General features: G+C 52.8%; 29 protein-coding genes. 3 read left to right on the plus strand and 26 right to left on the minus strand.

Annotated features, from left to right (window positions below):
• Positions 1–31 precede the first annotated feature (31 nt).
• The 26 genes from RIKMI_RS12945 to RIKMI_RS14575 form a co-directional block, all read right to left on the minus strand.
• Positions 32–493, minus strand: coding sequence for a D-Ala-D-Ala carboxypeptidase family metallohydrolase (locus RIKMI_RS12945; protein WP_084135163.1), 462 nt, complete (start codon positions 491–493; stop codon positions 32–34).
• Between the two features lie 167 nt (positions 494–660).
• Positions 661–966, minus strand: a complete 306-nt coding sequence (locus RIKMI_RS0103705; protein WP_147288435.1) for a hypothetical protein — start codon at positions 964–966, stop codon at positions 661–663.
• The gene (locus tag RIKMI_RS0103710; RefSeq protein ID WP_027290484.1) at positions 936–1325 is read right to left on the minus strand and encodes a hypothetical protein; all 390 of its coding nucleotides are present in this window, start codon (positions 1323–1325) and stop codon (positions 936–938) included. Before RIKMI_RS0103710 ends, RIKMI_RS0103705 begins: the two co-directional genes overlap by 31 nt.
• Entirely contained in the window at positions 1309–1617 is a 309-nt protein-coding gene (locus RIKMI_RS0103715) for a hypothetical protein (protein WP_027290485.1), read from the minus strand. The genes RIKMI_RS0103710 and RIKMI_RS0103715 overlap by 17 nt, the downstream gene beginning before the upstream one ends.
• Positions 1618–1643: 26 nt before the next feature.
• Entirely contained in the window at positions 1644–3008 is a 1365-nt protein-coding gene (locus tag RIKMI_RS0103720) for a hypothetical protein (RefSeq protein WP_027290486.1), read from the minus strand.
• Complete coding sequence (locus tag RIKMI_RS0103725; RefSeq protein WP_147288434.1) at positions 3005–4039, minus strand: hypothetical protein; 1035 nt, start codon at positions 4037–4039, stop codon at positions 3005–3007. Before RIKMI_RS0103725 ends, RIKMI_RS0103720 begins: the two co-directional genes overlap by 4 nt.
• The gene (locus RIKMI_RS0103730) at positions 4009–4344 is read right to left on the minus strand and encodes a hypothetical protein (RefSeq protein ID WP_027290488.1); all 336 of its coding nucleotides are present in this window, start codon (positions 4342–4344) and stop codon (positions 4009–4011) included. The genes RIKMI_RS0103725 and RIKMI_RS0103730 overlap by 31 nt, the downstream gene beginning before the upstream one ends.
• Before the next feature lie 5 nt (positions 4345–4349).
• Positions 4350–4595, minus strand: a complete 246-nt coding sequence (locus RIKMI_RS0103735) for a hypothetical protein (protein WP_027290489.1) — start codon at positions 4593–4595, stop codon at positions 4350–4352.
• A 114-nt stretch (positions 4596–4709) separates the two neighbouring features.
• A complete protein-coding gene (locus RIKMI_RS0103740) occupies positions 4710–5711 on the minus strand; it encodes a type II toxin-antitoxin system antitoxin SocA domain-containing protein (protein WP_027290490.1) in 1002 nt (333 codons plus the stop codon).
• A 4-nt stretch (positions 5712–5715) separates the two neighbouring features.
• Entirely contained in the window at positions 5716–6063 is a 348-nt protein-coding gene (locus RIKMI_RS0103745) for a hypothetical protein (protein ID WP_027290491.1), read from the minus strand.
• Between the two features lie 157 nt (positions 6064–6220).
• A complete protein-coding gene (locus RIKMI_RS0103750) occupies positions 6221–7945 on the minus strand; it encodes a hypothetical protein (RefSeq protein WP_027290492.1) in 1725 nt (574 codons plus the stop codon).
• A 21-nt stretch (positions 7946–7966) separates the two neighbouring features.
• Positions 7967–12232: a phage tail tape measure protein gene (locus RIKMI_RS0103755; RefSeq protein WP_084135164.1), complete on the minus strand. Its 4266-nt coding sequence runs from the start codon at positions 12230–12232 to the stop codon at positions 7967–7969.
• A 5-nt stretch (positions 12233–12237) separates the two neighbouring features.
• Positions 12238–12621: a hypothetical protein gene (locus tag RIKMI_RS0103760; RefSeq protein ID WP_027290494.1), complete on the minus strand. Its 384-nt coding sequence runs from the start codon at positions 12619–12621 to the stop codon at positions 12238–12240.
• A 320-nt stretch (positions 12622–12941) separates the two neighbouring features.
• A complete protein-coding gene (locus RIKMI_RS0103770; RefSeq protein WP_027290495.1) occupies positions 12942–13235 on the minus strand; it encodes a hypothetical protein in 294 nt (97 codons plus the stop codon).
• Positions 13236–13237: 2 nt separating this feature from the next.
• Complete coding sequence (locus RIKMI_RS12950; protein WP_037291458.1) at positions 13238–13468, minus strand: hypothetical protein; 231 nt, start codon at positions 13466–13468, stop codon at positions 13238–13240.
• 260 nt (positions 13469–13728) lie between these two features.
• On the minus strand, positions 13729–14565 hold the full coding sequence (locus tag RIKMI_RS0103780; RefSeq protein ID WP_027290497.1) for an MltR family transcriptional regulator: 837 nt from the start codon (positions 14563–14565) through the stop codon (positions 13729–13731).
• 12 nt (positions 14566–14577) lie between these two features.
• On the minus strand, positions 14578–15357 hold the full coding sequence (locus tag RIKMI_RS14845) for a hypothetical protein (RefSeq protein ID WP_147288433.1): 780 nt from the start codon (positions 15355–15357) through the stop codon (positions 14578–14580).
• A 44-nt stretch (positions 15358–15401) separates the two neighbouring features.
• Positions 15402–15947, minus strand: coding sequence for a DUF4468 domain-containing protein (locus RIKMI_RS0103790; RefSeq protein WP_027290499.1), 546 nt, complete (start codon positions 15945–15947; stop codon positions 15402–15404).
• A gap of 122 nt (positions 15948–16069) precedes the next feature.
• Entirely contained in the window at positions 16070–16474 is a 405-nt protein-coding gene (locus RIKMI_RS0103795) for a type II toxin-antitoxin system HicB family antitoxin (protein WP_027290500.1), read from the minus strand.
• A 21-nt stretch (positions 16475–16495) separates the two neighbouring features.
• A complete protein-coding gene (locus tag RIKMI_RS0103800; RefSeq protein ID WP_027290501.1) occupies positions 16496–16690 on the minus strand; it encodes a type II toxin-antitoxin system HicA family toxin in 195 nt (64 codons plus the stop codon).
• A 156-nt stretch (positions 16691–16846) separates the two neighbouring features.
• Positions 16847–17272, minus strand: a complete 426-nt coding sequence (locus RIKMI_RS0103805) for a hypothetical protein (RefSeq protein ID WP_027290502.1) — start codon at positions 17270–17272, stop codon at positions 16847–16849.
• Positions 17269–17532, minus strand: coding sequence for a hypothetical protein (locus tag RIKMI_RS0103810; protein ID WP_147288432.1), 264 nt, complete (start codon positions 17530–17532; stop codon positions 17269–17271). The genes RIKMI_RS0103805 and RIKMI_RS0103810 overlap by 4 nt, the downstream gene beginning before the upstream one ends.
• 178 nt (positions 17533–17710) lie before the next feature.
• Positions 17711–19396, minus strand: coding sequence for an O-antigen ligase family protein (locus tag RIKMI_RS0103815; protein ID WP_027290504.1), 1686 nt, complete (start codon positions 19394–19396; stop codon positions 17711–17713).
• 15 nt (positions 19397–19411) lie between these two features.
• Positions 19412–20305, minus strand: coding sequence for a TlpA family protein disulfide reductase (locus RIKMI_RS12955; RefSeq protein WP_037291461.1), 894 nt, complete (start codon positions 20303–20305; stop codon positions 19412–19414).
• 78 nt (positions 20306–20383) lie between these two features.
• Entirely contained in the window at positions 20384–21085 is a 702-nt protein-coding gene (locus tag RIKMI_RS0103825; RefSeq protein ID WP_037291464.1) for a bacteriocin fulvocin C-related protein, read from the minus strand.
• Positions 21086–21105: 20 nt separating this feature from the next.
• Positions 21106–21483 carry a DUF1573 domain-containing protein gene (locus tag RIKMI_RS14575; RefSeq protein ID WP_169715492.1) on the minus strand — a complete coding sequence of 126 codons (378 nt, stop codon included), beginning with the start codon at positions 21481–21483 and terminating at the stop codon, positions 21106–21108.
• 687 nt (positions 21484–22170) lie between these two features.
• Here RIKMI_RS14575 and RIKMI_RS0103835 point away from each other — a divergent pair.
• From RIKMI_RS0103835 to RIKMI_RS0103845, 3 genes are all read left to right on the plus strand, one after another.
• Positions 22171–23088 (plus strand): sugar phosphate nucleotidyltransferase, encoded by a 918-nt coding sequence (locus RIKMI_RS0103835; RefSeq protein WP_027290507.1) that lies wholly within the window; start codon positions 22171–22173, stop codon positions 23086–23088.
• A 168-nt stretch (positions 23089–23256) separates the two neighbouring features.
• On the plus strand, positions 23257–24369 hold the full coding sequence (locus tag RIKMI_RS0103840; RefSeq protein ID WP_027290508.1) for an aldose epimerase family protein: 1113 nt from the start codon (positions 23257–23259) through the stop codon (positions 24367–24369).
• A gap of 53 nt (positions 24370–24422) precedes the next feature.
• Positions 24423–25718, plus strand: a complete 1296-nt coding sequence (locus tag RIKMI_RS0103845; RefSeq protein WP_027290509.1) for an MFS transporter — start codon at positions 24423–24425, stop codon at positions 25716–25718.
• The last annotated feature ends 5 nt before the right edge of the window (positions 25719–25723 follow it).

Below are 25723 nucleotides of genomic sequence, written 5' to 3' on the forward strand. Positions count from 1 at the left end.
ATAATCATTTGATTACCAGCCTGCTTTATTTTTAAAGGGAATAGAAAGGGGAATAAAATGTACGCAGAATTTTACATGCGCCATCTGTACCGCCTCCATGCCCACGGTTCCGTCCCTGCCGGTAGGAGATGTGAACCCACTTGTAATTCGATTCATCTATGAGCTGGTCGAATGCGATCTTTCCCTCTTTTTGGAGCGAGACGACCAGTTCGAACAGCCGTCGGTTATCCGCTTGCGACCCCACCGCAATATCCGCCGCCTCGCCTAACAGGTATTGCGAGGTGGCGGCACCGCCCACCGTCATATTCAACTTCTGGCAACGGCAGCCGCTGTTCACGGTAATCGGCCCTCCCCATGCTTCGCGGATCGGGTCGAGCAGTTTTTCAATCAATGTAGTAAGCGCCAGTATCATCCCGCTCGGCGGCGTGTTGTCGATGCCCCGTGCCCGGGCTGTGTCCGAGGCGCACAGCTCGGCGATGGTAAAGTGTTTCATAAGTTTCAGTATTTAAGTAAAACTTAACAACTGCCCCCGTTGCCGCCTCAGAATCCCGTCTGCGGTTCTCGGTCGGCGCAGCCGCGGTGTAGAGCCACACCCCGCCGCCCGGTAGCCCGGAAGAGGCGTTCGAGGCGATGATATCGCGTAACGTCAATGCCATACGATTAGGGGATTTTAAAGTCGGTCGCGGTCAATATCCCGTTCACGGTGGTATCGCCGTTCTTCGGAACATAGTTGGCGAGTTTTTCGACCAGCGCCTCTTTCGTGACGCGCTTACCCAACTCGACCGCTACGTCGGCGGCAAAATTCGGATTATCGCCTAACGCTTTCGACAGTTCGGTCAGCGTATCGAGCGCTTCAAGGGCATTGTCCACCAGTGCTCCGACAACTGTCTGTACATAATCCTTAGCCTCGCGGACGGCCGCTTCGACCGCCAAGATCATGGCATCGGACAGTTTCCGTATTTCCAAATCGGCGTAATCTTTAGCCGACCGCAAAGCCGCCTCGACAGCCGTTTTTTCGGCCTTATTATCCCACCGCGTCCGCTCTTCGTCCGTAATGTGAATCTCTGCACCTGCCGGTGTTCGTCATTCGGCTTCAAAGCAGCGGCGACGGTGGCCGAGGTCGGAAATCCCAACTCGTTCTCGGCCAACACGGCGGTCAGCGCTTGCCGGATATCCTGCAACGTACACTTGCCGATCGCACCGGAATGCTCCGACCCGATCAGAACCAGCGTCTCGAGGACGACCTGGGCCAGCTGGTTCAGATTGTCGAAGACACGAACCCCGTCCACCGGATTGTTCGTCCCTATATTATTCGTCGTACCCATCGTCCCCTTTCAATGTTTTGACAATCACCCGAATATCGGCCGCGATCTGCATATAAGCGTCGTCGGCCACCGAAGCCACTTGGTTCAAAATCAACCGGCCGTCGGCCTGCCTGGCATACCCCGACTGCTCGAAAGTACCGTCCGGCCGAAGCGTCTGTACCGAAAGGTCGATCGTCGAAGGTTGACCGCCATTGACACAAGCGTACTTGACGAGATACCGTCGCCCGTGCAACTCGCAGTTGGCATGAGTGACCGTTTCGGTGGCCGTAATTTTCAAGTCTATGCTTTCCATACGATTAAGTTATTGATTGTCCGTTTTTATCCCCAGCGGATATCGCCGGTATCCGTGTCTATATAAAGTGTTTTCCAGTTCCCCTCCTTTCCGCTTCGGCTGTGCAATGCACCGAAATTGACTGTCGAATATTCGCCGGGAACAGTAGCCAGTCGCAGGAGAGGCCCTAAAGCGGTGTCGGAACCGATCCCTTCGCCGGCCCGCAGAAAGAACGATGTCTCTCCGGTACCGTTACGCAGCTCGATCGAATTTCCGGTAACGATGTTCTGGTACAAACGTCCGTCCTTGAACACGAGTTTTTCGCCGGTCAGATCCATACTATTCACACTCATACCCAGGTGCAACCGGGCTCCCAGCCAGTCCCCCGACAAACCGTCGAGTCGGAAAGTCTCGATCTCCCGGCTGTCGAACGCCGAGATGACATCGGTTTCGTGATTGATTTCGATGCGGGCACCGCTCTCTGCCGTCCGCAGCCGCCGGGCAGTTAGGTTGTCCACGTCGATGTACTCGGCCTTGATGCGCCCCTCTACGGTCAGCATACCTTCCAGCGAGGTCGAGCCTACCAGCCGAATCCGGTTCGCCTCGATCTTCACCTCTTCGGCGCTCTGGTTAATCGTCGATATCACACCGTTCAGGCTCACTTTCCGCTCGATCCCCTGGGCATTAAGCGTGATCCGCGACTCCGCCGCGTCGATACGGCCGTTCAAATCCATCGAGAGGTTGCCGATCGAGAGCGATAGGTCGGAAGCGGTCTGTACCAATTGCGACACCTCCTGTGTCACCCGACCGTCGAGGGTCTCGATGCTCGACACGGCCGACTCGATCCGCCCGGCGGTCATCGAGAACTCGGTCGCGACATCCTTGCCGTTCCGTAGCACGAAGTCGCCCCTCGTGTGGATATTCTGCGTATAGAGACCGACCTCCTCAGGGGCGGTGTCCGGGAAGTCCGCATCGACCACATCGCCGATATACCCGACCTGCACAGCGGTGTTGTGCGGGCGCAGAATGGTATCATTCACCCCGCGCAGAAAGACCATCTTTCCCGTCTTCCCATCCACGTAGATAGAGTTCTGCCGGGCGGAATCGGTGTAGTTCCCGCGCCGGGCGAGGATCATGTGCGGTTGCGGCGGCAGCCCCTCCTCGAGGCGGGCCACAAAACCGTCCGGAAAAACCGTCAGCACACGCAGGTAGGTTGCCGTCGGCAGCAGTCCGTCGTGCCGGAAGTAGCCGACCAGCAAGTCGTCTTCCCGAAACGACACACCCGTTTCGCCATCGTTATGCCGTGGGGTGATATGGTAAAGGTCCTTGCCCAACGGCATCAGCCAACCGATGCGGTGGGGATCGACCAGCAGCCGGCCTTGCGGATCAGTCAGCCGGGCGGTGTCGCTCACTCCATCGACACCGATACCGTCGGTGAAATACTTGATATCCCTTCGACCGACTGCCGGTTATATATGAGTTCCGTCGTTGTAATCCCGTCCCTCACACCGAGCGTCCGAAGCCAGAAATCACCCTCCGGCGTGCCGCCCCAAACATGGCCGAAGACACCGGGGATATACTCCGGGTGGCCGATCCGGCCGATTAGCGACAGGTCGCGGCCGGCAATATCCCGAACGGCGAAGTCGTGATCCGCACGACCGCCCCACGGGTGGTAGTCTTCGACGATATGGCCCCACTCGTCCGTATTGCCGTATCGGTTGAAACCGTTGGGATCGGGAAGTGTCGGGATGTCGTGGGAGATACGGACAACACGTCCGGCACGGTCTATGTGAATGGGCGGAATACCGGTGACGATATCGCCGCCACCTCCGGTTCCGCCGCCGAGGGCCGAAGCGGGGACCACTCCCCATTGCTTACTATAAGCGTATTGAGCCGGAATCAAAACATCCTGATCGGGATCGAGCAGCGGAAATTCGTTAAGCCGGGCGTCAAAAAAAAGCTCGTCACCCGGTCCCACGATCTCCAGCCGCTCCGGCAGCTCGTCGCGGGCGATGTTCAGATACCTGGACTGGTGGGAGTAGGCGAAGGTGAACTCATACCCGGCGGCCTCACCGGCGGTGGCCTCGAGTTTTGGTTTGCTGACGTAGATGCACTCCAGCGAAGCGGCGGCGAGGTGGCAGCGGCGGCAGCTACTGAAAAACTCCAGCACCCACAGTCGCGTCCGCTCGTCAGGTAGGTAACCAGTGTACTTCGTCCACGCTTTGGAGTAATCCACGCCATACTCGTTGGTGTCGCCGTCGAAGACGGCGTTCCGGCTTTCGGCTTCGGCTACCTCTTTGCGGTCGCCGGTAAAGCGGATGGTGTCGTAACCGCCCAATGAGTTCTCGAAGACGAAGTAGTCGGCTGTCTCTTCGTCGTCATCCGACCGTAACACGTACCGCTGCACGAAGCTCAGCTGCTCGCCGCCGGCCTCCACCCACACATCGTAATAGGTAGGCTGTTTATCGAAGAAGCCCGAATCCGCCCGTAGTTCAGGTCAAGGCTGTACTGCCTCTTTTCAGCCAGTTCCTTGAGCGTAACAGTGACAGGTTCGCCATCGGCGAAGTAACCTTTCACCCGAACGGAGCAGGCTTGCAAAGCGACATACCGCAGCCACTGGGGTTCATGACAAGTAACATACCGGGTCTGGGGCTGCCAGGTCAGGAAGTTGCTCTTGAGGAATAGCGGGGTGTCGAGGCTTCCCGTGGCCACGCCGCCGAGCAGCACATAGAAGCTGCCGGCCTCCACGCCGTCTAAGTAGTAGGTATAGGGGGCGAGCGGCAGTCCGTCGTCGGGGATCTCGTCGAGGCCGGGGCGTGCAGGTGGGCTTCGAAAAAGGCCCGCAGGGGAATGGTAATATGCCCTTCGGAGTCGGGATAGTAGCACTCTTCCAACAGCAGGGGCACGGAGAAGGTCACGGGGCCTGCCGACATCAGAACGATATCTTTAATATTCCCTGCGAAATTATACTCCTGCGGTTGCTGTATGATATTCGACATCCCGATACTCTCCTGTTTCCTGCAAAAGTACCGGGATGACTATCCCCCAAAAAGGACAAAAAAGCCCCGTATCTAAATTGGATACGAGGCTTTCATCAATAATCGAAAATCGAATTATTCCAGTACTGGAATATTGATCCCTTTCAATTCAAATGCATCGAAATAGTTGATGATTTTCCGATCCTCATTATTTTTAATCCACGCGTTTTCTTTATGACTCAACTCTGATATTTCGCCGGCAGTATAATTCTTAAATTGTTCATAAATTGAATCCAACACGATCAACTCTTGCGCACTGAATACAGTGGCATCAAAATCAGTTGTTGTCGTCAATTTCTCCGCCTCGATACCATTCGAAAATTGCACAAATTCTTTCGTCACTTGCTCAATAGTTTCATAAGCGGCACTGTATTTTGCAGGTACAGGCCCATGATTGATGGCTCGATAAGTAAGTCCACTAATCCCAACTCCCGACAATTTGAAATTCAAAAAATCGGAATAGAACATTAATTTGTTCAGTTTGGTCGGAAAGATACCGCCACTTTTTCGTGTAAAAAACACAATCATGTTAATGACCTTATCGACAGACTGTTTTACAAATCCATTGTATTCAGACCGTTCCTGCTTTCCGAAGATATCATATCGTAAATCAGGTTCAAAATTGATTATGGTTAGACCGTTGAGCTTGGTCTCGATTTTTTTCCATTCTTCCTGGGTAAATTGATTTTTCGACCTTTCAACTAAAGCACGGAAAACGCAGCAATCTTTTATACTGGCAATCTGTTTCCCATTCGATTCACTCGGCATCTCCCCATTTTCGTACAATCGATACTGATTATCTCCAAATCCTAAAATCTGCGACATTCTCTTTGCAGACAATCCGTATTGTTCCCGAATGGCTGTAATTTCATCCGGAAACGGAATACCGTATTTCACCCGATACTGATTGTACACTTGGTTGATATTCAATTCATCGAGTTTCGTCGTTGTAAAATCTTCTCCCGTATCGTTACATACATAATAATGATTAACGATCGTGAATTTCTCCTTTCTGAAAACAAATTCCCGTTTTTCTTGCTTGAGGGTAACTTCCCCTCCGGTAAATGGGCTTTTCATAACTCTATTTTTTGAAAGGGTATTTCATCTTGTGTTCTGCCACATGGAACGAATGACAAATAACCGGGCCATCCGGAATCCCTTTCGATAACTTAATGTACACTTCCTTGCCTTTGATATTGATTCCGAAGACCCACATATCAGTACCTTTATCCAAAATCTCATCCAACGGCCCTTCCGAATAATCGGATACCGTCAGAGATTCGATCTCTTTTGTTCTCTGCAATGAAGTGATTTCCAAATCAAGCAATGTTTGTTGATTTTTACCTCGCGGTTTATAAATCACATCTCGAATCTTTAACTTGGCATGTAACTCTGCCAAAAAAGATTCCACTTCATCTTTAGTCGCCATTCGCAATTTCTTTTTGCAAAGGTATCGAACGTATTAACCAAACGCAAATAGAATACCAAAATTGCAACTTTAAAGTTGAATAACAAACATTCAGTGTTGATAAATACGATTAAGCAGTGAATCTGCGATAATTTAGACGGAATATCGTATCATTCCTTTACACCTCTACCAGTTCGACCTCGGCGGGGTCGATGGCGTTTTTCTTGAGCGAGACATTCATCGAGCGAATAAAGAAGCGCCAGCCGCGAAACACGAACTTATCCCGCAAGTCCAGCTCCGCCAAATCCCGCGCCGTAAACAAGGTATTGCCCGTCACGACCACCTTGTCTTGCTCGATCCACGCCTTGAAAGCCGTGTGCCGCTGCGTCAGACCCGACAGCGTATCGATGTCCGGCGACAGATCGCCCAGTCGCTCCCCATAGGCATTGTAATTCGTCCCCGATAGGTAAGAATAGAGGAATCCCACACCGGAATAGCGAATATGCCGCTGCATCCCCTGAAATAGCCCCAGCAAGATCGTATCCGGTCGCTTGCTCTCGATCTCGGGAATATAGAATCGCTCCAACGTACTGCTTTCCAAATCCGCGTCCTCATACCACCACCGCCGGACGTTGCACTGTACCGCCTCCGCCTGTATGGTCATATCGTAGGTCGAAGCCTCGTCCTCTTCGTCCGACTCCTCCGGTTCCTCCGCTGCCCGATACGCCTTGACCACCGTCAGGTGCGGCACCTCCTCGCTGTCGGCCTGCAACACCTGCGGCGGACGCTGGCTGCGAAAGGCCGTCACCCGCTTCTCGCCGTCCATGTATTTCAGGCCCTCGACCACGCTCGGAGCCTCCCGAAGTTCCACATCGGCCTGCTCGTTGTCACCAGTGTTCGAATAGCCCAGCACATACTTCTGCCCCGGTTCCCGGCTGATGGTATATCCGTCCTCTAACTGCAAATCGCGGTAGACTTTCCGGTTCAGGATATCATCGTTATACTCCACAGAGAAATGGTCGCCCCGGATAAACATCGTGCAACCGGGCAGTTTCAGCAGCTCTACGACGAAGTCGGCCCACCGGATAATCTTCTTATTCACCCCGTCCCGCATCTCGGAACGCCACGGCGGCAGGTTGTCGGTCAATTTGTACTCCGGATGCCAGAGGGTTTGCAGGCAGAGCTTCGTCCACTCGCCCTCCTGGAAGACATTGCGATCCAATTTGTCGCCGAATATCCGATCGAAAAGGTACCATACCTTGACCGCCGGGAGTATCTTGAGCAGGTACCCGCCTCCGCCGGTCAAATAGTGCAAATACCCCTCACCGCTTTTGTCCGTCAAGTTTACGAATGACTTTCGCGTCGTCAGGTACTGATCTTGGGGATTGTTCGGATCGCGTTCCGCGGCCTCTCCGGAATCCTTCACGGCCAGAGGGCAGGCGACATACGGCGCATTCGGATCTCGCAGGCACTCCCGAAGCCGCCCGTCGTAATCGGTTTGTGCGATTGCCGTGCTGTCGTTCCCGCTGGTATAGTAGGAGAGTTCGATCTCTCCCAGCGGGGCGTTGTACATCTTGCGGTTGATGTAGTCCGAAAGCACGCTGCCGCTGAAGTTCACGGTGAGCACGTCGGAGACCTCCTCGACGGTCAGTACCCCGGCATCGAGATCGCTGCCGGCGAAGAGGATCCGGGCGAGGCGTTCCCGGAAACGGTTGCCTGCGGCCGCAATGCGGTCGGGATTCCCGAACAGTTGCCGATTGCGCGGGGTCAGCGGCAGGTCGAAACTCAGGGAGTAGGTGGCCGGAATCCGCTCGGTGTTGAAGAGGGGATTCTCGAACACGAGGTCGATGCTGATATCGTCCGTCAGGTCGGTCGGCTGATTGTCTGTAAATATCTGGAGCATGGTGTCTCTTATTGAATCGGATTATTTGACCCGCCCGCCGATGCCGGCGCGGCGCTGCTGCTGTTCGATCTTCTTCTGGATGGTGAATATCCCGTCGCGACCGTAGGCGGAGACGGCCACGGGGATCGGCTTCTCCAACTGCTTGCTGAGTTTGCCGACGACCTCTTTTACCTCCCGCAACAGGCTGTCGTCATAGACGGACGGGTTTCCACCGACCGATTCATTACCGGTGCCCGCGGAGGCCGAGGAATCCCGGCCGACGTACCCGCCGGAGGCGCGACCGGTCACCGTCATCCCGGAGGCGGCCAGCGTAGCGGGAAGGTTTACGGGGCGGAAGACACCGGACAAGCGGACGGACTCGATCATGTTCACCATACCGGCCACCTCGGGTACCCGAAGCAGGTCGTTCGGCACGACGTATTCGGTACCGGCCTCGCCGGTCAGCACGGGCTGGCCGCCGGTGGTCTGTATCACGGTAGGCCGGTGGACGTACCCGCGCTTGCGGGGCGAGAACTCGGCATTGAAATGCTTGCCGTCCTGTTCCCGTTCGACACCGATCAGGCCGCCCTTTTCGGCGCCGGGCAGCGGGGTGGCGAGGATTGCGGCGGTCTCGACAGCACCCAGTACACCGACGGTAACTGCTAACGGGATATTCGGCAACGAAGCGGTGACGGCCACTGCGGTATTGATCAGACTGTTGAACACTGCCTGTATTTTCTCCCGCTTGGCCTGCTTGCGTTCCATCTCCTCGCGCCTGGCGTCGGTCTGCTCGTCCAGGCGCTGCACGGATTCGTTGTATCGCTCCTGCGAGATTGTCCCGGCCTTGAGCTGCCGTTCGGACTGCTTTTTCTTTTTGTTCTGCGGCTTCTCGAAGTTCTTCAAATCCTGCTCCTCCATCGCGGTCATCAGCCGGTTCACCGAGCCGAAGGCTTCGGAAAAGGCGCCGCCAATAGCACCGGCCCGATCTTCCGCTTCTTGGAGGTTCTTGAACATCTCGTCCCATTGGTCGCGGGTCATGCCGAGAATATCGACATCTCTTCGTTTCGTATCCTTATCCTCCCCGCCGAGGGTAGGCGGAGGGGTGGCGCCCAGCTCGGCCAGCTGCTTCTTGAGGTCGTCGATGATGGCTTGGAGTCTTTCCTTATCCTCCTCCGTTGCGGCGACGCCGTTGGCCAGCAGACCGGTTTCGCCCACTTCGTCGGCGATGGCCTGATACGTGGACAGCATTTTTTCAAGGTCTGTTTTCATGGCCGCCTGCTCCTCGGCGGCGTACTGCTTCTTCAGCTGCTTGTCGGTCTTGACGCGCCGCAACTCTTCGTCGCTGTACCATTTCTTGAAGAGGGCTTTCTTCTGCTCGAAAGTCGTGGCGGCAGCCAGTTCGTCGTTATGTTCCTGCCTGAGGGCGGTGGCCTTGCGCTGGATCGCTTTCTGCTGCGAGGCGAGTTCTTTCGAGAGTGGATCGATGTACAGGGCGCTGAGTTTCTCGTAGTGGGTCCGTTTCAGCTGGAGGTAGGCGGCCTGCTCGTCGGCGGTCATCGCATCGAGTTCCCGACCGAAGAAGCCGAGGTCGCGGAGTTGCTTTTCGTAGGCGTCGTTCTCCTTGTCTTCGGCACTGTCGCCCTGCGAGGCGATATCGCGCAGCTTCTGCTCCCGCTCGCGGGCGGCCTTATGCTGCTGGTAGTGTTTATCGAGCAGCTGCTCTTCGAGTTTGGCGAGGTCTGTGCCTTTCTCCTTATTGGCGGCGATCCGCTTTTCGAGGGTCTGGATCTCCAGCACGAACAACCGGCGGTTGTACTCCGCTTCGGTCGCGATCTCCCCTTGCCACAGCTTACGTTTCAGAACTATCTTCTTGCCCATGAATGCCTCGTCGTTATCGAGAGACCAGTCTTTCGCCTTGTCATCGCCGCCATCAGTGTCGTTCGTGGTCGGATTGTTACCGTTTCCGAGTATGTTTTTTGTTTCTTCCTGATCTGCCAATTCACGATATAAGTCCTCGATGTAGGCCGACATTCGGCTCTGTCGATGATCGTACCTTTCATCAAATTCACGTTTGTTCTCCTCCACATAATCGCTGAGTGTATTCGTAGTGAATACAGCCTTGATAAACTGCCATGAGGAGACATTCGTTCTTTCCCCATTTTCCAACGCTTTCAGCCGCTCCTTTTCAATCTCGATCAGCTTCTCCTTTGCCGCCTCCAACTTCGCCTGAAGCATCAAAGAATCGCAGTAATCGTCCACGGCTTTCTTCGCTTTGCCTGTTGCAATAGTCTCCTCGTTAATCAGATCGATACCGTTAGGAATGGCTGCCTGCAATTCTTTGATAGCCTTTTTCCGGGCTTGATCGGAGGCCGCCTTATCGGAGGCTATTTTCAGCAACTGTTCCAGCTTAACTTTCTCGCTCATGTACGAATCCCCCGCTTTCACCGTCACGTCTGACATATCCTTAGCAGACCGGGCAGCAGCGTCATAACTTTTTCCGAGTTTCGTCACGGCATAAATAATGGCCGTGAGCGTGACGATGATTCCTGCCGGAGATAGAAGAGTCGCTTTCGCGAAAGCGAGCATGGCTATCCGAGCCGTTTTCAGGCTGCCGGTGAGGAGGGCGCTCATAGCGAGATGCAGCTGCATCGCCGCCACAGTCGCTTTCTCCCAAATAATCCGGGCTTTCAGCGCGGCGGTATGCAAGAGCGTTCCGGTAGTCGCACGGGTCGTCCACAAAGCATAAGCCTTTGCCACCACGACATAAGCTCCGACAGCGATTGCCGCCGATACAATAATATCTTTGTATTCCTTGAATACTTTGACCACCGTGGCGAAACCTGTGGTAGTATAAGTCATCAGCGGCTGCAAACTCTTGCCCAGCTCTACAAGGCGTTTCTGGAAAGACTTCTGCGCCTTTTCGAGAACAGCCTGCGCGCTGTTGTTCTTCGTCTCGTACTCGTTCAGCACCGAAGTCCCTTTCACAAATTCATCGTTCGCCAGCGCTTGCTGCTCCCGGAGCTTCTGCGTATTGCTCGCCAGCGTACCGAGTGCAGTCGTTACGCGAGCGCCATTTTCGCCCAGATCGCCGAGCATCGCCACCACACGGTCGAGGCCGCCGCCCTGCATCCCCTCCAGCACTTTGATGAAGGCTTCGTTGATGTCCTCCGTCATCAACTTTTTGAACGCTTTCACATCCATTCCCGCCACCTTCGCATACTCCGAAGTCTTCCGGAACATACCGGTCAGCACCTGGCCGACGGCAGTGCTTGAAGCCTCGGACGTCTGACCGAGGGCATCCAGCGTCGCCCCCAGTCCGGCCACCTGCGTTACGCTCATCTTCGCCGGTACCGCAATACCCCCGAGCCGCTTGGTAAAGTCCACGATATAGCCCTCGTTCGCGGTACTCGCCGCGCCCGACGCGTTGATGACCGAGCCGACCTTCAGCATCCCGTCGCCCATGCCGAACTCCTCCTTGACCTTGAACAAGTCCACGATTTTGCCGATCTGTCGGATGGCTTCATCCTTGTCGCCGAAGTCCTCGCCCAGTGCGACACCGATCTTGTCGGCCGCCAGCACAAAATCCTCCACATCGCGCCGGGCGCTGATTCCCAGCTTTCCGGCCTGCTGTGCCAAACCGAGCAACTCCAACTGGGCCGTCCGGGTATCGACTTTCAACAGGCTCTCGTTCATATCATAAACGACCTCACGCGCCAGCCCTGTCGTTTTCATCACGTCGGCCACCTTGTCGTCGAGCTGCGCATAGGCATTACCGGCGGCACGCGCTCCGGACACGAACATGGCAAAGGTGGCAAAGCCCGCCGTCACAATCCCGATATACCGATTCAAGCCGTCGGCAACCTTACATAAGGAGAGACCTGTTGATTTGGCTTTGCCGTTCAGTTCCAAAAGACGAGTATTGACTTGCTTCAACTGAGCGCTGTATTTGGCAAAATTCTCCGTCCCCGGAGTTGCGTTGCGTAATAACTGCTGAAGCCGTCCTTGTTCACGTTGAAGGTCGCGAATACTCATATTGGTCAAATCAAGACCCTTGCGCAATTGTTCCAGCCGGTCGCGGGCCATCTGTATCGCGGCATTGTTCGAGTCAATAGCCGCTTTGTTCTTCAGCCACGCCTGACTGCCGTATTTACCGGCCGCCTCCAGCTTGCGTTGCTTCTGCTCCAGTCGCTCGTTCGCCGTTCCGAGGTCGGTGATCTGCCGCTCGAGCTTCTGCATCTCGGCCCTGCCCTGATCGCCGTTCACGATGACGTTCAGCACAAGGTCCTCGCTTCGTAGTTTCTTTGCCATGCCCTTTACTTCATTTGCTGTTCAAATTCCCGGCGTATCCCCTCGGCCATCTGCTCGATGAACTCGTTCATCAGGCGGTTCGCGATACTCCCATAGTGGCCGAACACGAACCGGTCATGAATGCGATACCCGTACTTGATGCGTGTGCCCTCACCCCGTTTGCGCTTCACGCGCCGCTTTATGTCAAGGAATCGCTCATGTATCGGGTGTGAGAACACCAGTTTACCGTCGAGATCCTCGCCGCCCTCGACGGAGGTCGTTCGGGTGTTCTCCAGCTCGCCGGTCCGGAACTCGAGCTGCTTGCGAATCGCGACACCTTGGTTCTTCACCAGCCGGTCGCCCTCTTCCGAAAGAATGCGCCGGACAAATTCACGCTTTATTAAGTCCATACCGCAAAGAAACAGAAGCCTCCGGCGCAGGAAAGGACACAAAAAAGGCCCCCGTTTCCGGGAGCCTCGATGCTCTGTGCCAGCGGATCACTTCCGCCGGGGTAGGTATGTCGCTAAGCAGGCAGCGACCGCCGCCAGGGCGATCAGAATCCCGACCTCCATAGCCGTTACTTCATGGGGATAATATTCCCGTCGGGTTTCTGAATGTACTCACTCAGGCTGAATCCCGGCCACGCTTTCCAGCTCGGCGGCCAACCGTTCCAGTTCGGCAACGCTATCGCCCTCGAGACGATAGACAAGGATATATTTTTCGTCCATGATTACTTCGTTTTAAGGGTGAGCAGGTTGGAAAAGTCCGGGTTCCGGCGGTGGAAACAGGTCAGCGCCCGGAGCGGGTCCCAGGAGTAGAGGCGGCCGCCCATCCGGACGGTGATCCTTTCATCCAGGTACCCGCGCGATGCGTGCCGGTCGAAGATCGTCCGGAAAAGCTGCGCCCGGCTATTGCCCGATATGCGGACCGAAGCCGCGGGAAGCTCGCCGGTACCGGCGAAGTAAACGGTCGCGGAATGCGACGCGGAATGCCATGCGCCCGCAGTAACTGTTGTTGTCTGCATGGCTATTCCTCCCTTGCTTTAGAGATCGCATCGGCGATGATGCCCTTTGTAATAAAGGTTCCGATCGCGTCTTGCGCGTCGGTGATGGCATTCTCGAATAACGCCTGATCCCCGGCAGCGGAATCGTCGTCCGGAATGCAGTTGAAAAAATCGTTTCTGATCTGTTCGAGCCGGGTGATAAGCATCGCAAGCTCAGGCGCAGGAGGCCCCTGCGGAGTTGGTTTGTTTAACATGGTGATAGACTTTTATTTGGGACACAAAAAAACGGCGCATCCCTTACCCGTCGTCTATCACCTTAAGGGGCTGCAAAGCCATTACAGCATTTGCACGGGAGAAATGCGCCGAAGCGTCAATATGTCACGTATGGATATAAAAAATCCACCGCTTGAAAAGGGTGGGCATCACTGCCCCTTAAGAATGATAGACGTTACAAAGATGGTGATTTTTTTGACTCACCCAACACACAGCCTCAAAATTTTTCACACCCTACTCGTCATTGTTTATTATCAAGTAGCCCTTCCTCTATCATTTTTTCATGTATTAATTTCTTAATTTTCTGACAAATAGAAAGGTGTTCTTTATTCTCCTTAATTTGTTTTTTACATAATGATATATTTGTTTCTATATTAGATGCCAATTCTTGACTTCCATTATTTTCCGATGCAAAATTTCGCATTTCCCGCAGATCTTGCATTTTTATGTTACACCGGTTTATCCAGCTTTCGACAGAGTTACACAAAAACTCCTGCATATCCAATGAATCTACAAATGGAGTTACAGGTTCTGGTATGGTATGTCTGGCATGGATAATGCGATGATATAACGCCAATCGAAGCCAAAGGATACACTTGACATATTCTCTCTTCCAAGGATTGTCTGATGAAATTTTAACCAACGCTTCATCTGCATGCACAAGTTTAAGCCTAAACCACAATTTATCATTAATGGTTAATACTGCCGTAATTTCATCCTTTATGCCTGGATCATCCTGAAATGAAGACATACAAGTGCGGTGAGCAAACCGATTTCTGATGTCACGGATCTTATTAAGAAGTTTATACTCATAATCAGAAATTAAACCTAAATGAAAAGATAATTCAATTTTTGCACTGAATGTGCCGAGCGCACCAGAATGGTCAAATAGTTTATTAGAGTCAGCTTTATGAGTAAAATATTCTGCTAATAAAGCCCTCAAAACATCCTCCAATAACGCGGCTCCTACAATCACGCAAGCTCTGTCACTTCCAACATTGATTAGTTCGTCTTCTATTTTGTTAGAGTTCTGGAAAATGTCAGCCATCAACTCATGAGTTTTGTTTTTCTTGCTCATAAGTATTTTGAATTAAAGGCGCGAATCTCGCGCTTTGTAATATTCTTCGTCGTCGAGAAGACCTGCTTTTTTCATTGCTTCTAATATAGCAAATTTAGTTTTTTGCAATTCTATGATCTTAGCTTCTTCTTGTTGAATTTTCTCATGCTCTCCAGATTGTCTCAATTTTTCAATATCAAGTTTAATAACTGCAATAAAAGTATCAATCGGCTCAACTGCATTAGTATAAGATTTTGCCGGTTGATTTTTTTTGTGCCAAGCTGTCATTATGCGGCATCGAATCATATTCTCAAGCCATACTACACATATTATAAATTCACTTCTTAAAGGGTTAGATTGTACTATGTGAGTTAATGCTTGGCCTGTTTTTCCTACTTTATGTATATACCCTAATTTATCACTAATTATGATTTCCTTTATCCAATTTTCGACATTTCTGTTTCCTTGAAACGTATGAACACAAGCCCCGTGAGCAAATTCATTTCTAATTTTACGTATATAGGTAAGCTTCCTGTGTTCATCAGACGAGATAAGGCCTAACAAATATGAAAGATTGATCTTTGAACTGAAAGTACTCAATGCCCCATTATTAACAAAGGGGTTTTCATCATTCTTTGAGGGAGAGTTTGAAAAATAAACATGAAATAACATTTCCAAAAGATCATCCAACACTGCTGCTCCTACAATAACGCAAGCTCTGTCACTTCCTGAATTTATTAATTCCTGTTCTATATTCTCAGCATCTTTACAAAGAGAGGAATATAGTTCCTGAACTGTTCTTTTCTTGCTCATAAGTTTTAATGTAGAGGCGCGAATATTCGCGCCTGGTAAGATTATTACCAATCCTCAGATCGACTTTCATCTTTTATCATCATGGTGTTTTTCAATGATGAAGTAAGTAAAAGCATTTCTTTTCTCATAGTAGACAACAACTCGGTCCACACATTTTGCTCCCACTTCAACGTGGTGCCCCTTAATTTCTTTTCTGTTAGCACTGAATCCGAAGTCAATAAGCCAAAACTATACAACTTACCATGATGGTAACAATCGGTAATTTCTATACGATAGCGTCCTTCACGAGTATTTATTTTAATCGTGTACTCGATTGTCCCTTTGACACCTTCCGACCCAATGAATTTGGAGAAATTAAATTGAGTAAGTGGGTTCAAAATTAATTGGTGATTCTCTTTATTTTGATATTTCATAACCTTAGCAGGATTTTGAAATGCCTGAGATACCCAAACTTCGGCGCGATCATACAGTGCATCAGCAGAAGCACCTTCAACCGGTACAACCTCGACATATCTCAATATTGTGGTTCCTTGAGCAAATGATGAGAGGGTGATAATGGATGCTGCAATAAATAGTAGCGTTTTTCTCATAGCTCGTAGATTATTGGTTATTCAAAAGTAGCACATTTCCAGTTTAGGACAATAAAAAAACCGCCACCGGTAAGGGTGGCGGCGAGCCTATCGCTCCGCAGGAGCAGCTGTCAAACAACACGCTACAAAGTGATAGACAAGAGCTGTGCGGCCAGTTTATGCAAGCCGTCCTCGATGCGCTTGCGCTGAGCCGGACGTGGTTTCCGAATACCCGATTCGTAGTGCCACAGTTGGCGTTCATTGATGCCGGTGATCCGGGCCAGCGCCGCTTTCGTGAATATCCCGCTGTATGCATGAAGCAGCGCCTCCGTGGTCAGCCGGTACTCGAACTCATATTCGCCGTCGAACACCGCCGGTACCGCGGCACCGTCCTCGCGCATTCCATCCAGATGGAAATCCACAGCCTCCCGGATGTTCCGAACCACCTCTTCGAGCGATTCGCCGGTACTGACCACGCCCTGCAATTCAGGCAGGTGCGCACCGTAATTCTTACCGGTATAGTTTACTTCAACAATTACCTTTTCCATATCTGTCCCCAATGTGCCGGGCTATTTCAGCCCGGCTTGTTTCAAAATCGAATTTACCAGCATATGATCGAGCTCGTGGCTCTTGCCGTGGTCCGGTATCGTGACCCGTCCCGGTTTAGTCGGATGCTTGTATTGGCGATGACTGCCCCGCTGGGCCACGAGATACCAGCCGTCAGCCTCTATGATCTCGATCATCTGCTTTACTGTCTTTCTCATCTTCGTTCGTGTTGTTTGACACCACAAAGATAGTAAAAATACGAACGCTTACAAATAAATGATTCGTATATTTACTATCAAAAATATTTTCCCCATTCAATTTTGAACTGTAAAAAAGCCGTCCTTTGGGGACGGCTCGCACAACACGGATTCACGTTAGAAAACGACATCGCAGCTCCAGCTGTTCCAGTCTTTCAGATTGAACTCCGGCTCGATGCGCGTTCCGAGTATCGACAGCCGCGCCCACGGGCGGCGGCTCCGGGAAGAATCCTCGGCCAGCCGCTGCCGCACCTTTTCGATCATCTCCCGCAACCGCGCGAACTGCTCGAACTCATCCTCATCAGTCTTCGACTGGCTGTTACTCCTCTCCAGCACCATCAGTAGCAGAGAGTGCACCTGCACTCCGTTATCGGCCGGGCCAACGACTTCGGAGGAGGGAAAAGTGACGAGCAGCTGCACGCCGCTTTTTCCGTTCAATCGTGTCACGGCATGCGCCTCATTGACCGCGAAGATCATCCCGGTCAGCTCATCACTGGCAGCGACAAAACCGGCAAAATATTGTTTCAGCTCCCGGATATTCATTTTCTGCCCTCCTTCAAATGTTCGTTATAGAGCAGGAGCAGCACATCGAACAGCCCTGCGGCCTCTACATCCTTAACAGTCCCGAAAACGCGGTTCTCAGCCAATGAAAACAGCACGCCGGTCCATCCTATCCCGGCGGCATTTTCGGCGTCTGATTTACGGCCGAAAAGAGGCCCGAAGTTGATCGTGTGCGAATATATCTGCACATCTTCATTTTGGATATAGCGAATGCAGTTCACCATCCATAGCAAGGCCAGCATCCGCTGCCACGGTTCGGCCGCATCGACGGTATCGGCGATCCGGTCCGTAAGGGCCGCATGGTAAGGCTGTGCCCGCCGTCCGTCGAAGGTATCCTATTGCCTGCTCAACAACGATCGGTACTGCTCGAATTAAAGGCAGGCTTTTCTCAACAGAACACAGGAATGATAAATTTTATAGTCAGTCTCGATTTAAATTCCGAGTGTATCTTCGTGCCTCAGATTGCATCTGTCGGATTTCATCCGATGGAATTTTGACCGGCTTAACCAATAACTCGCGGGCCAATTGCGCAGCAGAGTCGTATTCCTGTCTGTGATCATATACCATTATCTGCATATACAAAGGCCTGAACCGGTTCGGACACATTTGAGAAGCCTTTGCATAATGCGACAGGGCCAAATCCCATTTCCCCTCGGCGTAATAATTATTTCCCATCAACATTTGGAGGTCATAACTGTTATAGACTTCGCTGCATTGCGCTAAAATGTCGTTGCTCGCACGGTGTAGCCCGATGTAATTTAAAGTAACGCCATAATGGTATAGGAAACGAGGGTTATAATTCCATTTCTGATATAAAAGCCGATATTGTTCCATTAGTTCCGGTGCCTTACCCGACAAAGTCCCTTCTCTAATTCTATTCCACTGATATTCATACTCCACGTCTTTGGCCAGACAGAAAAACAGGATCATGGCAGATAATCCTCCGAGTACAAACAGCCCAATGCGGCGTATTTTTAGCCAGAACAAAGGTTTGAGTTGCACGTTGCCCAAACAGAAAGCCAAAACGATGCACACATATGCATAATGCACCGGATAGGAAAAGCAGGAGAAAAGAGCGATAGCGGCGATGCACGTCGAAAAAGGATTAAAACCGGATATGCAGATATTTCTAACTACCGGAAATAAAATCAAGCTGACAAGGAGTAATCCGACCAACCCGAACTCGATCGACAGCAATAAAAATTCATTGAAAGGATGAAAAACATTTCCGGCTACCTGTGCATACTTACTGTCTGGATTCGCTTTGAAGAAGTCCGCCTGGCAAGTCATATAGTCCGCCTGAAAAGAACCGGCTCCCCTTCCCCATACGGGCGCTTCGACGACCATCCCGCCCGATATTTTCCAGATCAATATTCTGCCCATCGCAGAGTCCTGTTTCCAAGAGAATAGGATGCAGCCGACCACTGCCCCCATGATAATGGAGGTCGAGCCGATGACACGTCGCCATTTAGCCGACATGGCTACGGTTTTCCACAGAAAGACACCCAAAATAAACCCTCCGGAAATGATTCCTGCCCGCGAGCCGGATAAGCAGATTGCCGAAAGGACAAGCGTTGAACAAACCGTTTTCAAGACCTTTCCCTGTCTGTCGGGAACCTCCCATGTCAGGCAAAACGGCAATCCGACGACGAGGGATGCCGCATAGCCGGCCGGATTGCTCAGATTTCCGGCGACCCAACCGGAAGAGTACACGGTATATTGCAGGAAGCCATAGAGAGCTTGCGCTACGGAAAATACAACGATCAGCCCGGCAAATCTTCGGTTCTCTTTCGAATCCTCGGCTGCGAACCCATAGTAAAGGCATAGGAAACCTAAGGGCAGGCAAGCCTCGACCAGTGGAACAGGTGCCGCAAAGGAACGTCCCGACAGATATACAGCCAGCAACGTTGAAGATAGCCCGACGATATTTACCCGTTTGAGCCGCCTGCCCCCGTTCAACATCAAAAACACCAATCGGTATAAAGCGAAAAGGATGAAAACATATATTTCGATCCGTTCCGCCGAAATCAGCGAGCCGCTGAATGGGAAAAGGGCACACCCCATGAATAGAGCGGCAGGCAGGTAATTCACCCATTCTCTCATCATCGGGTCCGCCAACCGTTATCTGCCCAGAGAGCGGGACAGAAAATCGCCCGCATTCTCGATCCTTCCCCGAAACACGATTTTCCCCTCCGGATCGACGACCTGTACATCCGGAAATTTTTCCACCCCGAATACCTCCTTCAGGTTCGGGTCATCCATCGGAATGGAGAGAAGCGGTATATGATAACCTCGTTCGGTTAATCCCTTGGCACCGATCGCAGGGGATTCGCCCCGTGCGGTGTCGCGACAAAATACGACATAGACTTCGACCTGCGGATTATCCGCATACGTGTCCTGCAACTCCTGCACCAAAGGCAGCTTCCGGATACAGACTCCGCACGAACTGCTGATAAAGTCCAGCACCACATACCGTCCCCGAAACTTTTCCAGTCGAACCGTCTCCTCCTCCGGCGTCTGCATCCCGATCATACCGACATCTGTTACCGGGTCCAGCCTTCCAGTCCACGTGCCGTAATACATTTTATTCACCCACAGGTCATAGCCCGAATAGGAAATCCACAGGCAGAAAGCCAGGAAAACGCCTGAAACGACAACTTTCCACACCCGTCCGGATATCTTCCAACACAAATACCCCCCACCGATTGCCAGCAGCCGGACGAATATTTCCGGCCATAAACCAGGTGTGGCACTAATACAGAATGTCCAATACGGCAATTCCAATATGACCGCACCCAACAGGATAGCGATAACTACCCACTCCGTAGAGAGTTTTTCCCGGAATTTACGTAATAAGATAACAGTCAGGATATAATAAGTAATCCCATATACCAAAGACGCAAGAGAAATCCCACTCAAGGAGAGCAAATCGATATATCCACCCCTGATCCAGCAACAAGCAAGGTACAATGCCAAAGAGATCAGAAAGGCGATTGAGAAAGGTTTGAATTTCATAATCCGAGAAATTAAATTGACAGAACAAAGAACCGACCCTTTCGGGCCGGTTCCGAGGTGATATCAGGACAATAGCAGTTACATGCAGAGTCCGTTACATTTTTGCATCCAAACCCATCCGCAGCCTCCTGTTCCCGGGTCGCCACAGCCTTTTGCCGTACAAGTACCTGACCAGCAGAAATCATGATCCAAGTTACATTCGCAGGTTAAATTTCCCCAGTCCGGCCCTCCCGGTTTTTCCGGGATTTCCGGATCTTCGAGTTCGCCCAAACGAAACTTTTGCGCCACCTTGCCATCCGTACTTTGTACCGCATTCGGCGTTACGGCCAATGCATAAACCTGCTCCCGCGTCCAGTGGAGCGTTTCGTAAGCGTACTCCGCCCACTCGAACATAGTTAATGAGATGTCGTCATCGACCTCCTCTGCCTGCATTTTGCTCGTTCTCGGTTCGAACCAATCGCCGTGTTCGGTGATAATCTCTTGCAGTTTCACAATATGCGCCCTTTCCGCAGCGTTCCACCCGAGTTTGAGCGTCTCTGTAATTTTGCCCAGCCACACCTGCATTCTTTGTTGCGGACTGAAAACCCGGAATGCCGCACGCTGGTACTCGTCGTACGGGATGGCGCAAAACTGAGCCCGATTCATCTGTTTGATCTCACTCAGGTTCCGTTCCACCCAGGCATTGGCTTCCGGACTACAACTGTACTTCATTTCTTCGGAACACGCTGACAACAGCAAAGCCGCGAAGGATACGATAAAAAGGTTAAGCGTTGTTTTCATAAGCACTGTTTTTGGGGAGGTTAATTTACAATGCCGACGATACGGCACATAATCGGTTCCGCCGATGCACTAGTTTTGACAATAACGGCTTTGTTGAATTCGCCTTTTTGGCTTTTAGGGTCGACGATCACTTTTACAATCCCTTTTTGTCCCGTTCCAATCGGGGCGGCAGTGATTTCGGTCTTCATGCAACCGCACATAGGGACAGCTTTCAGAATAACGAGCGGCACAGTACCGGGATTGTTGAACTCGAAATTCACAATGATCTGTTTGGTCGCCTTGCGGTCTATCGTTCCAAAATCGGCCGTAGTTTTCCGGAACTTAAATGAAAGTTTGCCCTGTCCATAGCAACAGAGGACACTTGCGATCAGCCCGAAACAAAAAAGACACTTTCTCACAACGGATAGATTTAAAAATATTCACAACAATAATAAGCAATTATATCATAAATAACAAATAATCGCTTTATCAAATAAAATTCAATCGTCCATTTGTCGATATTTCAGATATTGACAAAGGAGTCTTCTTAACCATAACATTCTTAACCGTTTTGAAAGTATTTCTGAATGAGAAAGCCGATATATTAACCGAGTCTACTTTCTCTAAAAAACACTGGAGGAGGGACTGAAAGGGGAACTAAATTGCGATTTCATGCACGGAAATAGGGCATAGAGCTTTCCAACACAAGAGCCTTAACGGCAAAAATCAACGGATTCCCTTTTTAATTTAAATGGACATATTGCGGCCCTTGTCTCAGGCACCGAAAACCCTGTCGGAGTTCCTTCCGGCAGGGTTTTCTTTTTCCGGGCGGACGAATGGAAAAAACCGCCGAAAGCGAGCGGAGAAAAACAAGAACCGGAACAAGTTTCCCTGCCCGAGCACTTCGGACAACCGTCTGCAAACGACAAATACCTCTTATTCAAGGCTGCAAACCGCGCACGGACGCGGTATCCGTTGCAAAAGGCTGCGCCTCGTCGAACCGTCGCCCCCTCACAGCGAAAAGTCGCCCGGAGTATGGGATAATTTTAAGGAAATAGTATATTTGTATCATTAAAACCGAAGACAACAAAACGAAAAGAAAAAATATGAAACCGACACTTCTGGTACTGGCCGCCGGCATGGGATCGCGCTACGGATCGCTCAAACAGATGGACGGCATCGGACCCAATAAAGAAGCCATCATCGACTACTCCATATACGACGCCATCCGCGCCGGATTCGGCAAAGTCGTCTTCGTGATCCGCCACAGTTTCGGCTCCGAATTCAGGGAAGTCTTCAATCCCGAACGCTTCGGCGGAAAAATCGCCGTCGAATACGTATTCCAGGAACTCGACAACCTGCCCGAAGGATACTCCGTACCCGAAGGACGCGAAAAACCGTGGGGTACCAATCATGCCCTGATGATGGGAGCATCCGTCGTCCGCGAACCGTTCGCCGTGATCAACGCCGACGACTTCTACGGCCAGGACGCCATCGCGCAGATGGGCAAATACCTCGCCGCGCTGCCCGAAGGATCCGAAGGCGAATACGCTATGGTCGGCTACGAAGTGAGCAAAACCCTCTCCGAAAACGGCACCGTTTCGCGCGGGGTATGCACCATCGATGCGGCCGGCTACCTGGAGTCCATCGTGGAACGCACCAAAATCGAACGGCAGAACGGGCAGATCGTCTATATCGAAGCCGACGGAACGCACCCGCTGGCCGAAAACACCCCCGTTTCGATGAACCTGTTCGGCTTCACACCAGACTACTTCCGTCACTCCGAGGCCTTTTTCAAAACATTCCTCGACCAGGCCATCGCCTCCGGCAACCTGAAAGCCGAATACTTCATCCCGCTGCTGGTCAATAAACTGGTATCGGAACATACGGCCAAACTCAAAGTACTGCACACGACCAGCCCGTGGTTCGGCGTGACCTACAAGGAAGACCGGCCCGGCACGGTGCAGAAAGTGCTCGACCTGATCGCCGCCGGCGTCTATCCCCGCTCCCTCTGGGGCGAATAGGCCTTTTCCCGGCCGCAGGAGCCTCGTTTCCGCTGCCGCCCACCCGAAAGAAAGCCCGCCCCGCACGGGAAATCCGGCGCGACGGCCGGGCGCGGCAGACCTCGCGCCGAACCCGAACCCATCCCGCGCCTCACCTACAGGCGCGGCAACCGACCTAAACCGACTTTTATGAACGAAATCACGCAGCAAGTGTGGGGCTTTACGCCCGCCTCTCCGACCGGGGACGGCGGCGGGGAACCCGTCATCCTCTATACGATGACCAACGCCAACGGCGCCACCGTCCGTCTGACCAACTACGGGGCGGCCATCGTGGGCGTCACGGTGCCCGACCGCATGGGTAAAATGGCCGACGTGGTGCTCGGCTACGACCGGTGGCAATCCTACGTCGCCGACGGCCCGGCCATGGGCAAAAGCGTCGGACGATACGCCAACCGGATCGCCGAAGGCACCTTTACGCTGGACGGCAAAACTTTCAGACTGGCCGTGAACAACGGCCCGAACCACCTGCACGGCGGCCCGACCGGGTTCGCCAACCGGCTGTGGGAAGGCCGCGTCGAAGGCGACCGGGTCGTGTTCGGCTACCGATCCGCCGACGGCGAAGAGGGTTATCCCGGCGCGTTGTACGTGGAAGCCTGCTACGACTGGGACGACGACAATACGCTGGAGATCACCTACTTCGCCCGATTGGAAGAGGACTCGGCCGAAGCGACCGTCGTGAACCTCACCAACCACGTTTACTTCAACCTGAACGGCCACGACAGCGGCTCCGTGCTCGGACATACGCTGACCCTCAAGGCGTCGCGGTACCTGCCCACCGACCAGACCGCCATCCCTCTGCCCGAAGCGCCAGCGCCGACGGAAGGCACTCCGATGGACTTCCGCACCCCGCACACGCTGGGCGAACGCATCGACGAACCGTTCCAGCAGCTCATCTGGGGCAAAGGGTACGACCACTGCTGGGCCATAGACGGTTATCCCGATGTCGATTCCGTCCTGAAGAACGACACCCTGCTGCCGGCCGCCGAACTCTACTCCGAAGAATCGGGCCGCTTCGTGAAAGCCTCGACCACGCAGCCCGGCATCCAGATCTATACCGGCAACTGGCTCAGCGGCTGCCCGCAGTCCAAAACCGAGGGCTTCGCCTACGAAGACCGCTACGGCGTGGCCATGGAATGCCAGGCCTTCCCCGACACGCCGAACCGGCCGGACTTCCCCGGCGTCGTGCTGCGCCCCGGCGAAACCTACAAGCAACGCATAGCCTACGAATTCGGGACCCGGTAATCCCGTTCCCGCCGGCCCATCCACGGAAACAACCAAAATTCAAATAATCCGACATGACTCAAACTCAACAGAAAAAGAACTACGCATTGCCCATCGCAATGATGTTCGCGCTCTTCGCGATGATTTCGTTCGTGACCGGCCTGACTAACCCGATCGGCGTGATCGTCAAGAACCAGTTCGCCGTAGCCAACTGGATGTCCCAGCTCGGCAACGCCGCCAACTTCATCGCCTATGCGTTCATGGGCATCCCGGCCGGCCTGCTGCTGCAAAAAGTAGGTTACAAGAAAACCGCCCTGCTGGCCATCGCCGTCGGGTTCGTCGGCGTCGGCATCCAGTTCCTTTCGGGCGAAGCCGGCAGTTTCGGCGTCTATCTGTGCGGCGCCTTCATATCGGGCTTCTCGATGTGTATGCTGAACACGGTGGTCAATCCGATGCTCAACACCCTCGGCGGCGGCGGTAAGAAAGGCAACCAGCTGATCCAGTTCGGGGGCACGCTGAACTCGATCGCGGCCACGATCGTCCCGATCCTGGTCGGCTACCTGATGGGGAATGCGGCCAAAGCGACCATCAGCGACGCCGCTCCGGCCCTGTTCATCGCCATGGGCATCTTCGCGCTGGCATTCATCGTGCTGGCCAGCATGCAACTGCCCGAACCGAACCGCGACACCGAGAAAAAAGAGAAATCGAAAGACAAACACAGCGCGCTTTCGTTCCGCCACTTCGTGCTGGGTACCGTAGCCATCTTCCTCTACGTGGGCGTCGAAGTAGGCATCCCGAACTTCGTGAACCTGTTCCTGACCAACCCTGTGGACGGCGATACGCCGGGGATGGGCCTCGACGCGGCGCTGGCCGGTTCGGTGGTCGGCACCTACTGGTTCCTGATGATGTGCGGCCGTCTGCTGGGCGGCGTGCTGGGCGGTAAATTCTCCGCCAAATCGCAAATCACTTTCGTCTGCCTGCTGGCGCTGATCTTCGTATTGGTAGGCATGTTCGCTCCGACCAGCGTCACCGTATCGATGCCGGTCTTCACCGGGACGGGCTTCGGCATGGCAGCCGTACCGATGGGCGTCATGTTCTTCGTACTCTGCGGCCTGTGCACTTCCGTCATGTGGGGCGGCATCTTCAACCTGGCGGTCGAAGGGCTGGGCAAATACACCGCCATGGGTTCCGGCCTCTTCATGGTGATGGTCTGCGGCGGCGGTATCCTGCCGCTGATCCAGGGCGGCGTGGCCGACCTGACCGGCAGCTATATGGCTTCGTACTGGGTGATCGTGGCGGCCGTCGCCTACATCCTGTACTACGCGCTGGCAGGCTGCAAGAATGTCAATAAGAATATACCGGTGAAATAATCGAT

It is taken from the genome of Rikenella microfusus DSM 15922, assembly GCF_000427365.1.
Lineage (GTDB): Bacteria > Bacteroidota > Bacteroidia > Bacteroidales > Rikenellaceae > Rikenella > Rikenella microfusus.

Coding starts and splice junctions, on each gene's coding strand:
- RIKMI_RS0103825 (WP_037291464.1), bottom strand. CDS start 21,085: ATGAAAACAACGCTTAACCTTTTTATCGTATCCTTCGCGGCTTTGCTG.
- RIKMI_RS0103800 (WP_027290501.1), bottom strand. CDS start 16,690: ATGAGAAAGACAGTAAAGCAGATGATCGAGATCATAGAGGCTGACGGC.
- RIKMI_RS0103790 (WP_027290499.1), bottom strand. CDS start 15,947: ATGAGAAAAACGCTACTATTTATTGCAGCATCCATTATCACCCTCTCA.
- RIKMI_RS0103755 (WP_084135164.1), bottom strand. CDS start 12,232: ATGGCAAAGAAACTACGAAGCGAGGACCTTGTGCTGAACGTCATCGTG.
- RIKMI_RS0103780 (WP_027290497.1), bottom strand. CDS start 14,565: ATGAGCAAGAAAAACAAAACTCATGAGTTGATGGCTGACATTTTCCAG.
- RIKMI_RS12950 (WP_037291458.1), bottom strand. CDS start 13,468: ATGTTAAACAAACCAACTCCGCAGGGGCCTCCTGCGCCTGAGCTTGCG.
- RIKMI_RS0103745 (WP_027290491.1), bottom strand. CDS start 6,063: ATGGCGACTAAAGATGAAGTGGAATCTTTTTTGGCAGAGTTACATGCC.
- RIKMI_RS0103735 (WP_027290489.1), bottom strand. CDS start 4,595: ATGTCGAATATCATACAGCAACCGCAGGAGTATAATTTCGCAGGGAAT.
- RIKMI_RS14845 (WP_147288433.1), bottom strand. CDS start 15,357: ATGAGCAAGAAAAGAACAGTTCAGGAACTATATTCCTCTCTTTGTAAA.
- RIKMI_RS0103815 (WP_027290504.1), bottom strand. CDS start 19,396: ATGATGAGAGAATGGGTGAATTACCTGCCTGCCGCTCTATTCATGGGG.
- RIKMI_RS0103835 (WP_027290507.1), top strand. CDS start 22,171: ATGAAACCGACACTTCTGGTACTGGCCGCCGGCATGGGATCGCGCTAC.
- RIKMI_RS0103840 (WP_027290508.1), top strand. CDS start 23,257: ATGAACGAAATCACGCAGCAAGTGTGGGGCTTTACGCCCGCCTCTCCG.
- RIKMI_RS12955 (WP_037291461.1), bottom strand. CDS start 20,305: ATGAAATTCAAACCTTTCTCAATCGCCTTTCTGATCTCTTTGGCATTG.
- RIKMI_RS0103750 (WP_027290492.1), bottom strand. CDS start 7,945: ATGCTCCAGATATTTACAGACAATCAGCCGACCGACCTGACGGACGAT.
- RIKMI_RS12945 (WP_084135163.1), bottom strand. CDS start 493: ATGAAACACTTTACCATCGCCGAGCTGTGCGCCTCGGACACAGCCCGG.
- RIKMI_RS0103740 (WP_027290490.1), bottom strand. CDS start 5,711: ATGAAAAGCCCATTTACCGGAGGGGAAGTTACCCTCAAGCAAGAAAAA.
- RIKMI_RS0103710 (WP_027290484.1), bottom strand. CDS start 1,325: ATGGGTACGACGAATAATATAGGGACGAACAATCCGGTGGACGGGGTT.
- RIKMI_RS0103770 (WP_027290495.1), bottom strand. CDS start 13,235: ATGCAGACAACAACAGTTACTGCGGGCGCATGGCATTCCGCGTCGCAT.
- RIKMI_RS0103760 (WP_027290494.1), bottom strand. CDS start 12,621: ATGGACTTAATAAAGCGTGAATTTGTCCGGCGCATTCTTTCGGAAGAG.
- RIKMI_RS0103715 (WP_027290485.1), bottom strand. CDS start 1,617: ATGGAAAGCATAGACTTGAAAATTACGGCCACCGAAACGGTCACTCAT.
- RIKMI_RS0103795 (WP_027290500.1), bottom strand. CDS start 16,474: ATGGAAAAGGTAATTGTTGAAGTAAACTATACCGGTAAGAATTACGGT.
- RIKMI_RS0103810 (WP_147288432.1), bottom strand. CDS start 17,532: ATGCTGGCCTTGCTATGGATGGTGAACTGCATTCGCTATATCCAAAAT.
- RIKMI_RS0103805 (WP_027290502.1), bottom strand. CDS start 17,272: ATGAATATCCGGGAGCTGAAACAATATTTTGCCGGTTTTGTCGCTGCC.
- RIKMI_RS0103845 (WP_027290509.1), top strand. CDS start 24,423: ATGACTCAAACTCAACAGAAAAAGAACTACGCATTGCCCATCGCAATG.